This window comes from Sphingomonas sp. BLCC-B65 (assembly GCF_028550675.1).
Classification (GTDB): domain Bacteria; phylum Actinomycetota; class Actinomycetes; order Actinomycetales; family Microbacteriaceae; genus Microbacterium.
Map to the genome: position 1 here is coordinate 715,503 of NZ_JAQQGL010000001.1, position 12,158 is coordinate 727,660.

At 70.1% G+C, this 12,158-nt stretch carries 11 protein-coding genes; 2 read left to right on the plus strand and 9 right to left on the minus strand.

Annotated features, from left to right (window positions below):
- Positions 1 to 849 carry a non-homologous end joining protein Ku gene (gene ku, locus PP359_RS03585; protein ID WP_499249912.1) on the minus strand — a complete coding sequence of 283 codons (849 nt, stop codon included), beginning with the start codon at positions 847 to 849 and terminating at the stop codon, positions 1 to 3.
- Positions 850 to 908: 59 nt separating this feature from the next.
- On the opposite strand from ku, the gene PP359_RS03590 reads away from it, so the two are divergent.
- Positions 909 to 3,341, plus strand: a complete 2,433-nt coding sequence (locus tag PP359_RS03590; protein WP_499249913.1) for an ATP-dependent DNA ligase — start codon at positions 909 to 911, stop codon at positions 3,339 to 3,341.
- Positions 3,342 to 3,344: 3 nt separating this feature from the next.
- On the opposite strand, the gene PP359_RS03595 is transcribed toward PP359_RS03590, so the two are convergent.
- From PP359_RS03595 to murI, 5 genes are all read right to left on the minus strand, one after another.
- Entirely contained in the window at positions 3,345 to 4,148 is an 804-nt protein-coding gene (locus PP359_RS03595) for a spermidine/putrescine ABC transporter permease (RefSeq protein ID WP_239498578.1), read from the minus strand.
- A gap of 56 nt (positions 4,149 to 4,204) precedes the next feature.
- Positions 4,205 to 5,122 carry a cation diffusion facilitator family transporter gene (locus PP359_RS03600; protein WP_112931310.1) on the minus strand — a complete coding sequence of 306 codons (918 nt, stop codon included), beginning with the start codon at positions 5,120 to 5,122 and terminating at the stop codon, positions 4,205 to 4,207.
- 66 nt (positions 5,123 to 5,188) lie between these two features.
- Positions 5,189 to 5,833 carry an RdgB/HAM1 family non-canonical purine NTP pyrophosphatase gene (rdgB, locus tag PP359_RS03605; protein ID WP_112931309.1) on the minus strand — a complete coding sequence of 215 codons (645 nt, stop codon included), beginning with the start codon at positions 5,831 to 5,833 and terminating at the stop codon, positions 5,189 to 5,191.
- Entirely contained in the window at positions 5,830 to 6,567 is a 738-nt protein-coding gene (gene rph / locus PP359_RS03610) for a ribonuclease PH (protein WP_112931308.1), read from the minus strand. Before rph ends, rdgB begins: the two co-directional genes overlap by 4 nt.
- Positions 6,564 to 7,400: a glutamate racemase gene (gene murI / locus PP359_RS03615; RefSeq protein ID WP_039415710.1), complete on the minus strand. Its 837-nt coding sequence runs from the start codon at positions 7,398 to 7,400 to the stop codon at positions 6,564 to 6,566. The genes rph and murI overlap by 4 nt, the downstream gene beginning before the upstream one ends.
- Before the next feature lie 66 nt (positions 7,401 to 7,466).
- Here murI and PP359_RS03620 point away from each other — a divergent pair, with 66 nt between their 5' ends.
- Positions 7,467 to 8,801, plus strand: coding sequence for a nicotinate phosphoribosyltransferase (locus tag PP359_RS03620; RefSeq protein WP_294944765.1), 1,335 nt, complete (start codon positions 7,467 to 7,469; stop codon positions 8,799 to 8,801).
- A gap of 10 nt (positions 8,802 to 8,811) precedes the next feature.
- Here the strand turns inward: PP359_RS03620 and PP359_RS03625 are convergent, their stop codons facing one another.
- From PP359_RS03625 to PP359_RS03635, 3 genes are read right to left on the minus strand one after another with little or no spacing between them, the layout of a single operon-like run.
- Positions 8,812 to 9,084 carry a DUF3039 domain-containing protein gene (locus PP359_RS03625; protein WP_005055043.1) on the minus strand — a complete coding sequence of 91 codons (273 nt, stop codon included), beginning with the start codon at positions 9,082 to 9,084 and terminating at the stop codon, positions 8,812 to 8,814.
- 53 nt (positions 9,085 to 9,137) lie between these two features.
- The gene (locus tag PP359_RS03630; protein WP_112931306.1) at positions 9,138 to 10,691 is read right to left on the minus strand and encodes a hypothetical protein; all 1,554 of its coding nucleotides are present in this window, start codon (positions 10,689 to 10,691) and stop codon (positions 9,138 to 9,140) included.
- Positions 10,667 to 12,088: an ABC transporter ATP-binding protein gene (locus PP359_RS03635; RefSeq protein ID WP_036318204.1), complete on the minus strand. Its 1,422-nt coding sequence runs from the start codon at positions 12,086 to 12,088 to the stop codon at positions 10,667 to 10,669. The genes PP359_RS03630 and PP359_RS03635 overlap by 25 nt, the downstream gene beginning before the upstream one ends.
- Positions 12,089 to 12,158 lie beyond the last annotated feature (70 nt).

Below are 12,158 nucleotides of genomic sequence, written 5' to 3' on the forward strand. Positions count from 1 at the left end.
TCAGGATGCTTTGGTGGCCTTGTCCTTCTCGGGCGAGGCCACCTTCTCTTTCTCGGCCCGCGCCGCGCGGCTGCGCTCCACGCTGGCCTTCAGCGCCGCCATCAGGTCGATGACCTCGCCGCCGGCATCCTTCTCACCCTTCTCGCCGAAGGTCTCGGACGTGTCGAGGGCATCGCCCTTCTCCAGCTTGGCGTCGATGAGGGTGCGCAGCTCCTGCTGGTATTCGTCGACGAACTGGTCGGGATCGAAGTCGGCCGAGAAGCTCTCCACGAGGGATGCCGACAGCTCCAGTTCCTTGTCGGAGATCTTCACCGGCTCGTCGAGAGCGGCAAAGGTCGCCTCGCGTACTTCGTCGGCCCACAGCAGCGTCTGCAGGACGAGCACATCGCCGCGCACGCGCAGGGCGGCCAGTCTCGTCTTCTGCCGCAGTGAGAAACGCACGACGGCCGTCCGATCGGTGCGTTCCAGGGTCTTGCGCAGCAGCACGTACGCCTTGGGCGACGACGAGTCGGGCTCGAGATAGTACGGCCGGTCGAGCGTCAGCAGATCGATCTGGTCGCTGGGGACGAACTCGACCACCTCGATCTCGCGGCTGCGCTCTGACGGCAGTGCGGCGAGGTCCTCCGCCGTGAGCACCACGGTGCGCTCGCCGTCGTCGTATGCCTTGTCGATGTCGGCGTAGGGCACGACCTCGCCGTCGAGCTCGCAGATGCGCTGATACCGGATGCGCCCGCCGTCGGCCGCGTGCACCTGGTGCAGCGGCACGTCGTGGTCCTCGATCGCCGAGTACACCTTCACCGGCACGTTGACGAGGCCGAACGTCAACGCGCCCTTCCAGATCGCTCTCATGGGGCCATCCAACCGGCTCGCGGCGGCCGACGCCAGGGGCTGGACGCTAGCCTGGCGCCATGGCACAGTCAGCGCAGGTGGTCGACGTCGGCGGGCGTCGCCTGCGTCTGAGCAACCTCGACAAAGTGCTCTATCCCGACACGGGCACCACGAAGGCGGAGGTGATCGACTACTACTCGCGCATCGCTCCCGTGATGCTGCCGCACCTTGCCGGCAGGCCGGTCACCAGGCTGCGCTGGCCGGAAGGCACCGGCGAGGCGCCCTTCTTCGCGAAAGACCTCGAAGCCGGCGCGCCCGATTGGATGCCGCGACACCCGATCGACCATTCCGGCGGAGCGAAGGACTACCCGCTGGTCGCCGACGTCGCCGGACTCGTCTACCTCGCGCAGGTCGCGAGCCTCGAACTCCACACGCCGCAGTGGCGCTTCGACCACGGCGGGCGCGGATACCCCGACCGCCTCGTGCTCGACCTCGACCCGGGCCCCGGCGTCGGGCTCGCCGAATGCGCGGAGGTGGCACGACGGGCCCGCGGCATCCTGTCGGACATGGGCATGGAGCCGTCGCCGGTGACGAGCGGATCCAAGGGTATTCACCTGTATGCCGCGCTGGACACGACTCGATCCAGCGACGAGATCTCGGTGTTCGCCCGCGAACTGGCACGCGCCCTGGAAGCGGACGATCCCGATCTCGTCGTGAGCGCGATGAGTAAGGCCGCCCGTCCCGGCAAGGTGTTCGTCGACTGGTCGCAGAACAACGCGGCGAAGACCACCATCGCCCCGTATTCGCTCCGCGGGCGCGCCCGACCGACCGTCGCGGCTCCGCGCAACTGGGCCGAGCTCGACGACCCCGAGTTGCGCCACCTGCTGATCGACGAGGTGCTCACCCGCGCCGCCGCCGACGGCGACCTGCTCGCCCCCCTCGCCCCCGCCGCCCCCGATCCGCTCGCCGCGTACGTGGCCAAGCGCACCCCCTCCGCCACGCCCGAGCCCTTCCCGCCGAGCCGCCATTCTTCCGCCGAGCCGCCACGTTCTGACGCGCCGAATCATGGCGGCTCGACGCAAACATGGCGGTTCGTGATTCAGGAGCACCACGCGTCGCGGCTGCATTGGGACCTCAGGCTCGAGCGCGACGGCGTGCTCGTGAGCTGGGCGGTGCCTCGCGGCATCCCCGATTCTCCCGACCGCAACCACCTGGCGGTGATGACCGAACCGCACCCGATCGAGTACCTGACGTTCGCCGGCGAGATTCCCGCCGGCGAGTACGGGGCGGGTGCCATGACCGTGTGGGATTCCGGCACCTTCACCGTGGAGAAGTGGCGGGATGACGAGGTCATCGCGACCCTCACGGGCCGTCCCGGCGGACCGCTCGGACGCGTGCGCCTCGCCCTGATCCGCACGTCGGGCGCCGGCGAGAAGTCGCAGTGGCTACTGCACCGCACGAAGCCGGCGGGGAAGGATGCGGCGACGTCCGCCGTGGCCGCTGCCGGCGCCGGTCACCGCATGCCGTCTCGCTCGTCTAGCGACAGCGCGGCGCCGATGCTCGCCGTGTCGTCGACACCCGCGCTGGCCACCTCCGCGGCCCGACGCTGGGGCGGCCTCCCGTGGGTCGAGTTCAAGTGGGACGGCATCCGGGCCGTCGCAACATGGGATGGCGAGCGGATGCGGCTGCGTGCACGCAGCGGCGTCGACATCACGGAGCGCTATCCCGAGCTCACCGCCGCAGACCTCGGGCTCGGCGCGCTGCCCGCCGTGTTCGACGGCGAGATCGTCGCGCTCGATGCCGCCGGGCACCCGAGCTTCACGCGACTGCAGTCGCGGATGCATCTCACGGGCGCCCGCGACATCGCCCGCGAAGCCACCGCCACACCCGTGCACTACTTCGTCTTCGACCTGCTGTGCATCGGCGACGACGACATCGCAGAGCGACCCCTCCGCGAAAGACGAGAACTGCTCGAGTCGGTGACGGCAGACGCCGCATCACCGCTCGTCGTGCCGCCCGTCACCGATGACATCGCCGACGCGTTGACGGCTGCCGCCGACCTGCGGTTGGAAGGTGTCGTCGTGAAGGATCCGCAGTCGCCATATCGACGCGGCATCCGCTCCGAACGATGGCTCAAGGTCAAGCTGACGGCGACGCAGGAGGTCGTGATCGGCGGCATCCGCCCCGGAAAGGGCGAACGACGCGGCGGCATCGGATCGTTGCTGCTCGGCATCCCGGATGCCGGGGGCCTGCGCTATGTCGGCCGCGTGGGCTCGGGGTTCACCGACCGCGAGCTCGCCCGACTCGAGGAGCGGATGCGGCCGTTGCGCGCCGACACCAACCCGTTCGTCGGCGTGCCCGCCGCAGACGCCTCCGACGCCCTCTGGCTGCGCCCGGAACTCGTCGGCGAGGTCCAGTACGCCGAGTTCACGCCCAACGGCACGCTCCGTCACGCACGGTGGCGAGGACTCCGCGCCGACAAGCAGCCGATGGACGTTCGCCGCGAGGAGTAGCCCTCACGCCGGCGCACTGGTCGGCGCAGGCGGGTCCGCGGCGAAGACAGCTACGGCGGTGCCGTCCCACTCAAACTGAAGCACCGTGCCGACGGGGAAGGCTGCCGTCAGTTCTTCCGAGCTGCCGCGGTCGACGTGGATGGACACCGCCGGGTGAAAGGGGCTCGCGCTGCACGCGCTATTGCCGATCTGGGAGCCCGCGACGTCCGGCGCGTCTTGGAGCACGGTGACGCACTCCCCCTCGAAACCGCGGTTCTCGCCGGAGGACACGACGATGAGCAGACCAGCGAAGCTGTAGGTGGTGCCCCGGTCGCCGTTGCGCGCCCACGGCAGCACCATCGGCACGTCCGCCGTCGGCTGGTCCAGGCTCGCGACCTGACGGGCACCGGTGACCGCCGACACCGGTCGCAGGGACGCCAGTGCGAACACGAGCGCGCCCACGACGATCGCGACGACCACGATCGACGCAGCCCACCCGATGAGCAGCGCACGGCCGATCGGCGGAGGGGTCGGCGACGAGAGATAGTGCTGCCCCGCCCCGTGCGGCTCAGCAACGCCGACAGCGGCCGCGTCCCCGGCGGGCGCAGGCGTCTCCGGCACGGCGCTCTCCGGTCGCGGCACCGGCGGTTCGGCCGGGCGCTCGGCCTCCGCCATCCGTGCCGACTGCTCGGCGGCAAAACCGCGGTCCTGACGCTGCTCGAGTTCGCGAAGCCGCGCGAGCGCCGCCGGGTCGTCGTCGATGTCGGCATCCGGCCCGTACGCGCGTCGGCGCAGCGTCGCGAACTCCTCGCGTGTGGCGGCATCCATGCTCTGCATCGTGACATATCGTCGACGCGATGCGTCGCTGGCAGCCGTTCCGCGTGTCAGACGTGCGCCTCGTGCTCCCGATGACCGGCGGGCTCGAACTGGAAGGTCGAGTGCTCCACGTCGAAGTGTCGGGACAGGCACCCCTGCAGACGGGACAGCAACGCGCCCGTTCCCGCCGATCCCCCGGCAAGCAGATCGTCGCTGACGACGACGTGCGCGGTGAAGACCGGAGCGCCGCGGGTGAGCTGCCACACGTGCACGTCGTGCACGTCGACGACGCCGTCCTCGCCGAGGATGTGATCGCGGATCTCCGCGACCTCGGTCCCCCGCGGCGCGCGCTCCCCCAGCACCGAGAACACCTCGCGCAGCAGTCCGATCGCGCGTGGCAGGATCATCACCGCGATGAGCAGCGACGCCAGCGCGTCGGCCGGCATCCATCCCGTCGTCCAGATGACGACGGCGGCGACGATCACCAGCGCCGAGCCGATGAGATCTCCGAGCACCTCGATGTACGCGCCGCGCACGTTGATGCTGCGGCGCTGCGCGGCGCTGAGAAGGTACATCGACACGGCGTTGGCAACGAGGCCGACGGCGGCGACGAGCAGCATCAGCGCTCCGGCCACCTCGACCTCCGACGGAGCGAGCAGTCGCTGCACCGCCTCGACGGCGATCCACACCATCAGCGCGATCAGGATCACCGCGTTGACCAGCGCGCCGAACACCTCCGCGCGCTGGTAGCCGTAGGTGTTGCGGTCGTTCGCAGGACGCGCGGCCACGGTCGAGGCGATCAGTGCGACCACGAGTGCGGACGAGTCCGTGAACATGTGCGCCGCGTCGGCCAGCAACGCGAGCGACCCGGTCAGGAGGGCGCCGATGACCTGCACCAGCATGACGGTTGCGGTGAGACAGAGCGAGATCGTGAGCAGGCGGCGATTGCTCGCGCCACGGATGCCGGTCGGTGCGTGATCGTGCATAGGAACGAGGCTAGGCCGCGCTCAGCCTTCACGCGGCAGCTTTCGCCTAGTCGGGAATGAAAGCGGTTATCGCTCCAGCGTGCTCAGCAGCGGAGCCAGCGCGACGAAGGCGCGAGCCCGGTGCGACGCGGCGTTCTTCTCCGCCGGCGACAGGTCAGCGGCCGATCGCCCGCCCTGGTCGTCGGGCAGGAAGATCGGGTCGTAGCCGAACCCGCCCGTACCCGACGGAGCGGTCGCGAGTCTTCCCGGCCAGACGCCTTCCACCGTTTCCTCACGGACGACACCGCCTGGCCCCGGAACGACCAGAGCGATGGTCGAGACGAACTGAGCGGTGCGATGCGGGTCGGCGATGTCGGAGAGCTGATCGAGCAACAGTTCCAGGTTGGCCCGCGCGTCCTTACGGTGCCCGGCCCAGTACGCGGAGAACACACCGGGGGCACCGCCGAGCACGTCCACGCACACGCCGGAGTCGTCCGCGAGCGCCGGCAACCCGGTGTGCGCCGCGGCGGCTCGCGCCTTGATGAGGGCGTTCGCCGCGAAGGTCACGCCGTCCTCGACGGGCTCGGGGCCGTCATAACCGATCACCTCGAGATCGGGGCGCACGCGCGCGACGATGGCACCGAACTCCTCCACCTTGTGCGGATTGTGGGTCGCCAGCACGATGCGGCGGACGCCGTCGCCCGCCGCGGAGGAGTTCGCAACACCGGTCACGACGCGAGCACCTCGATCTGCGCGTCGCGCAGATCGGCGCATCCCGCCACGCCGAGTTCGAGCAGAGCATCGAGTTCGCGCTTGTCGAAGGGCGCACCTTCCGCCGTCCCCTGCACCTCGACGAACAGGCCGCGCCCGGTGACCACGACGTTCATGTCCGTCTCGGCGCGCACGTCTTCGACGTAGGCGAGGTCGAGCATGGGCTCGCCGTCGATGATGCCCACCGACACCGCCGCGACCGAGTCGAGCAGCACCTTGGCATTCTTGCCGACCAGCCCCTTGGCCCGCCCCCACTCGATCGCGTCGGCGAGGGCGACGTAGGCGCCCGTGATGGCGGCGGTGCGGGTGCCGCCATCGGCCTGCAGCACGTCGCAGTCGATGACGATCGTGTTCTCGCCCAGCGCCTTGGTGTCGACGACGGCGCGCAGCGCGCGCCCGATCAGGCGGGAGATCTCGTGGGTGCGTCCGCCGATCTTGCCCTTGACGGCTTCCCGGTCGTTGCGTGAGTTCGTCGCACGCGGCAGCATCGCGTACTCCGCGGTCACCCACCCCTTGCCCTTGCCGGTGAGCCAGCGCGGCACGCCGCCGGTGAAGGATGCCGTGCACAGCACCTTCGTGCCGCCGAAGGAGATCAGCGCCGAGCCTTCGGCGTGCGCGGACCAGCCGCGTTCGATCGTGACGGGGCGCAGCTGGTCGGGAGTGCGGCCGTCGGCGCGGGTGGTGGAATCGGTCATGGGGTCCCCTTCCAGGGGTGCGGGAGGTCGATGGCGCCGGTCTGCACCAGGCGCACGCTGGACACGCCACGGCCCATCAGCCGATCGGCGAGACGGAGGAAGTCGTCGGCGGAGTCGCCGGTCGCTTCGTAGACATGGGTGGCGACGGCATCCGGCCCCGCCAGAAGATCACGTGAGACGAGTTGGCGGTAGACGTCCTTGGCCGTCTCGGAGTCGCTCGAGACGAGCGAGACGTCCGAGCCCATGACATAGCTGATCGCACCCTCCAGGAACGGGTAGTGCGTGCACCCCAGCACGAGGGTGTCCACACCGGCATGGCGCAGCGGCGCGAGGTACTCCTCGGCGACGGTGAGCACTTCCGCCGACCCGGTCACACCCGCCTCGACGAACTCGACGAACCGCGGGCACGCCTGCGTGAACACCGACAGATCCTCGTTGACGCCGAGCATGTCCTGGTAGACGCCTGAGCCGATCGTGCCGACCGTGCCGATGACGCCCACACGGCGGTTGCGCGTGGTGGAGATCGCTGTGCGAACGGCCGGCCCGATCACTTCGACGACAGGCACGTCGTAGCGCTCCCGCGCGTCGCGCAGCACCGCCGCGGATGCCGTGTTGCAGGCGATCACCAGCATCTTCACGCCCTGATCCACGAGGGTGTCGAGCACCTCGAGGCTGTAGCGGCGGACATCCGCGATCGGCTTGGGGCCGTAGGGCGAATGCGCGGTGTCGCCGATGTACAGCACCGACTCGCGCGGCAGCAACTGCGAGACCGCGCGCGCCACCGTGAGTCCACCCACACCGGAGTCGAAGATCCCGATCGGTGCGTCATTCACGGTTCTCCACCCTACCCGCCGCTGCGCTGACGGCGACGTCACCAGCGCCATCGCTAGAGTGACGGCATGACCCGCGCCGAGGCCCCGTCGTCCGCCCTCCTCACCGATCGCTACGAGCTGACCATGATCGATGCGGCCCTGCGGGACGGGACAGCGGCCCGCCGCTGCGTGTTCGAGCTGTTCGGACGGCGCCTCCCGGGAGCGCGCCGCTTCGGCGTCGTCGCCGGCACCGGACGGCTGTTGCAGGAGCTGCGGGCGTTCCGCTTCGGCGACGACGAGCTGCGCTACCTCCGCGACAACCGCGTCGTCGGAGCCGAGACCCTGCGCTACCTCGAGAACTACCGTTTCACCGGGAGCATCCGCGGCTACCGCGAAGGCGAGCTGTACTTTCCGGGATCGCCGGTACTCACCGTCGAGGGCTCCTTCGCCGAAGCGGTCGTGCTCGAGACGCTGGCCCTCAGCATCCTCAACCACGACTCCGCGGTGGCCAACGCCGCCGCACGTATGAGTATCGCCGCCGGGGACCGTCCCCTCGCCGAGATGGGCTCCCGCCGCGCCGGAGAGCGTTCCGCCGTCGCGGCCGCGCGCGCCGCCTACATCGCCGGGTTCGGTGCGACGAGCAACCTGCAGGCAGGGCGGGAGTGGGGCATCCCGACGATGGGAACCGCCGCCCACGCGTGGACTCTGCTGCACGACAGCGAAGAGGACGCCTTCCGCAGCCAGATCGCGGCACACGGCACCGACACGACGCTGCTCATCGACACCTACGACATCCGCCGCGGCGTCGAGACCGCGATTCGCGTCGCCGGCACCGGCCTCGGCGGGGTGCGCATCGACTCCGGCGACCTGCCCACCGTCGCCGCGGAGGTGCGCGCGCAGCTGGACGAGCTCGGCGCGACCGGAACGCGCATCACCGTGACGAGCGACCTCGACGAGTTCGCCCTCGCAGCGCTCGCGGCATCCCCTGTCGATGCTTACGGCGTCGGGACATCCGTGGTGACCGGTTCCGGCGCGCCGACGGCAGGGATGGTCTACAAACTCGTCGCTCGGCAGGATGCCGCGGGTGGTTGGGTCGCGGTGGCCAAGACCTCCACCGACAAGGGGTCCAAGGGCGGTCGCAAGGCCGCGTTCCGCACCCTCTCCCGGGGCACGGCAACCAGCGAGCTCATCGCCGTCTCCGACGGATTCGACGAGATCCAGACGGCGGCGGACCATCCCGACGCCCGCGCCCTGCAGGTCTCGCTGGTCGAGGCGGGCGAGCCCGACCCCGCCTTCGAGGGGGCGGGCGGTGTTGCGCGCGCGCGGGAGCATCACGGGATCGTTCGCGAGGAACTCCCTGTGACGGGGCTCGCCCTGAGCAGGTCCGACCCGGCGCTGCCCACCGTCTACATCGACGCGTGAGCGGGACCGCTCAGCTCATGAGCGACTCGTAGATCTCCTTGCACGTGGGGCACACCGGGAACTTCTCCGGGTCACGGCCGGGAGTCCACTTCTTGCCGCACAGCGCACGCACCGGTTTGCCCGTGAGGGCGGACTCGAGGATCTTGTCCTTCTTGACGTAGTGCGAGAACCGCTCGTGGTCACCGGGCTCGATGTTCTCCTCGCGCAGAAGCTCTTCGAGCTCACGATCAAGGGTGGCGACGCCGCCGTCACCGGGTGCATCGGGACTGTCGAGGGGGCTCATGGTGACCGATTCTATCGGCGGCGAGGCACCCGTGGACGGGTTCGTCCCCAGGGTCACGTCGACTCGGCGAACTCCATGAGACGCTCGCCGGTGCGATCGAACACGGCTCCGCCGGCGAAGATCCCGATCAGCAGCACCACCGCGCCCGACCCCGCACCTGCCCACAGCGCGATCCACGCCCAGCTCTCGTCCGCCGTCAACGCAAGCCAGGCGCACCACAGCGTCGGAACGCTCAGGAGCATCGCCCCGAACATCACCACCGCCTGCGAGAGTCCACCGCCGGTGCGCTGCGGCTGCTGGAACGGGCTGTCGCCGGGTCGGGAGACGGCGTAGGGAGCGATGACAGAGGTGAGGGAGGACAACCCCAGCCCGCCCAGGAACAGGCTGGCGCATACGCCCGCCATCGCCGGGAGCATCGCCCAACGTCCGTGCAGGGAGATCGTCACCGGCACGGCCACCGCCAGCAGGACCGCGCCGACGACCGTGATCGGCACGAGACGTCCGGCCCGATCCGCCGCGCCGCGCACAGCGCCCGCGATGTGCATCCAGAGAGCCGTCGAGTCGTAGGCGAGGTCGTTGTGCGGCAACCAGCCCAAGAAGAGCGCGATCAGTGGGGCCGGAAGCAGCACCGCGAGCTCGATCGGCACGCCGACCAGCACGAGCGGGATGATCGTCAGGGCCGCCGCGATCGGCACGATGATGATGTTGACCAGATAACGCGGATCACGGAACCAATAGACGATGCTGCGTGCCGCAATGCCACCGGCCGCTGTGCCGCCCGTCAGATCGAACCACCCCAGCCCGCGCTTCTGACGCGCGACCCCCGGGCGCTCGGTGGTCGTCATCAACCGGTCGACGAGCCAGAACCACAGTGCCGCGAGCACCGCGACCGACAGCGCCGCGACAACGGCCGGGCCCGCTGCGCCACCGCTGAGTGCGCGTTCGGGCAGCGCCCATGGCGCGCCCAGAGGAGTGAGCGCCAGAAGGTCGACGGCCGCGACCAGAGCGGACGGTACGCCGTCGGTCCACTGCAGGGATGCGAGGAAGACCACGACAGGAACGACGACCACGATCAGGGCGATGAGGAACACCCCCGTCAGCTCTCTGGAGCGATGATCGCGCACCATGCCCGCGAGGGCCAGGCCGATCTTCGCGAGCAGCAGGCACGTGAGCACGCCGAGGACGGCGGAGACGATGCACACCCACGCCGCAGCGCCACGATCAGCCCACAGCGCGCTCAACGCCACCGCGACGACAATCAGGGCGATCGCCGGCACACTGATCATGCTCGCCAGCAGCGTCGCTCCGGCCGTCGCGCGAGGCGACGCTCCGACGACGGAGAATCGCCGCGGGTCGAGCTGATCGTCCACGCCCCCCACCAGGGCCGTGACGAAGAATCCGAGGGTGAGAGCGGATGCCGCGACCATCGTCACCGCGAATGCCGCGTCCTCCGATGACGAGCGCAGCCGCCATGCGGCGACACACACGGCGCCCACGACGAGCGCGACCACGGCGACACCCACGAGTGTGCGCGCGATCTGGCGTCGGTCCGCGCGCAGGGCGCCGACGAGGAGGTCGAGCCTCAGTCGGAGAACGTGTGCAACCACTCGAGCCCCTCCGCGTCGCTGATGCCGCCGGACAGCTCGATGAAGCGCTGCTCGAGAGTGAGTTCTCCCCTCACCTCATCGACGGTCCCCTCGGCGAGCACACGACCCCCGACGATCACCGCGAGTCCGGAGCAGACACGCTCGACGAGCTCCATTCCGTGACTGGACAGCACGACCGTGCCGCCGTGCGCGACGTAGGCGGACAGGATGTCGAGGACGACCGCCGACGAGACCGGGTCGACCGACTCGAACGGCTCATCCAGGACGAGCACGCGGGGTGAATGGATCATGGCTCCGGCGAGCATGATCTTCTTCGTCATACCGGCCGAGTAATCCGACACGGGCCGCGACAGGGCGTCGGTGAGATCGAACGCCCGCGCGAGTTCCGCCGTACGACTCTCCACGACGGCCGAGCGCAGTCCGCGCAGTACTCCGTAGTAGTGCAGCAGCTGCCTGCCGGTCAGCCGGTCGAAAGTGCGCAGGCGGTCGGGCAGGATGCCCATCTTCTGTTTCGCCTGACGAGGCGCGGATGCCAGGTCGACACCCGCGATGCGGATCTCACCGCTGTCGGGGCGGAGCAGACCCGCGATCATCGAGAGCGTCGTCGTCTTGCCCGCACCGTTGGGGCCCACGATCCCGTAGAAAGTGCCGGCCGGGATTCGCAGATCGATCGCGTCGACCGCGACGGTCGCGCCGAATGTCTTCGTGACCCCGCTCAGACGCACCGCTTCGATCTGCACGTTCGCGCCGGCGTCGTCGACGGACTCATCGGTATCGGCCGTCGAGGCGGGTCCCGTCGCCGCCAGCATCTCCGCGAGCGCGGATGCCGCCGCGTCCGGGTCGGGAACGTCGTCCGCGACGGATTCGACCTCGAGGGCACCCTTGGGCGCGACCTGGGCGTCGTCCGCAACGGTCTGATCGGGCTCGATCACGGGCTCGGCCTCTGCCTCGGGCTCAACCTCGATCACGACCTCGGGCTCGACCTCGATCACGGCCTCCGGCTCGACCTCGACCTCGACCTCGACCTCAGGCTCTCGCTCACCCTCAGCGGTGGCCTCCGGCAGCGCCGGTTCGAGGTCGGGACTCTCCGAGATCTCGGCTCCCGCGTCGATGGACGACGGCGGTGGCGGCGGGGCCGCCTCGAATCGTGCGGCAGCCACCTCCGGCGGCACGTCGGGGGGCGGCGGGAGCGTGGCCTTGGGCTTGCGTGGCCGCGGTACGCGCGGGGCGCCGCGCTGTGCCGCGGGACGACGCGGTCGGGGCACCGCGGGCGCCGCCGCCGGTTCGTCCTCGCGGCGATCGAGCTGAGCTGCCGCCTCGGCAGCGGGCACCGACGGCAGCGGCGGCAGATCGTGCACGCCGTCGTCTTCCGCGGGGGTCGGATGGGGGGCGCTCACCCGTCAAACCTAGCAAGCCGGTCCGACGATCGCCCCGATCGTCCACACCCGCGCGTCAACGCTCAGCCGC

What these genes read in the sequence shown, in the direction of transcription:
- PP359_RS03625 (WP_005055043.1), bottom strand. Translation starts at nt 9,084, where the DNA reads ATGAGCCCCCTCGACAGTCCCGATGCACCCGGTGACGGCGGCGTCGCC.
- PP359_RS03590 (WP_499249913.1), top strand. Translation starts at nt 909, where the DNA reads ATGGCACAGTCAGCGCAGGTGGTCGACGTCGGCGGGCGTCGCCTGCGT.
- PP359_RS03595 (WP_239498578.1), bottom strand. Translation starts at nt 4,148, where the DNA reads ATGGATGCCGCCACACGCGAGGAGTTCGCGACGCTGCGCCGACGCGCG.
- rph (WP_112931308.1), bottom strand. Translation starts at nt 6,567, where the DNA reads ATGACCGATTCCACCACCCGCGCCGACGGCCGCACTCCCGACCAGCTG.
- PP359_RS03600 (WP_112931310.1), bottom strand. Translation starts at nt 5,122, where the DNA reads ATGCACGATCACGCACCGACCGGCATCCGTGGCGCGAGCAATCGCCGC.
- ku (WP_499249912.1), bottom strand. Translation starts at nt 849, where the DNA reads ATGAGAGCGATCTGGAAGGGCGCGTTGACGTTCGGCCTCGTCAACGTG.
- PP359_RS03620 (WP_294944765.1), top strand. Translation starts at nt 7,467, where the DNA reads ATGACCCGCGCCGAGGCCCCGTCGTCCGCCCTCCTCACCGATCGCTAC.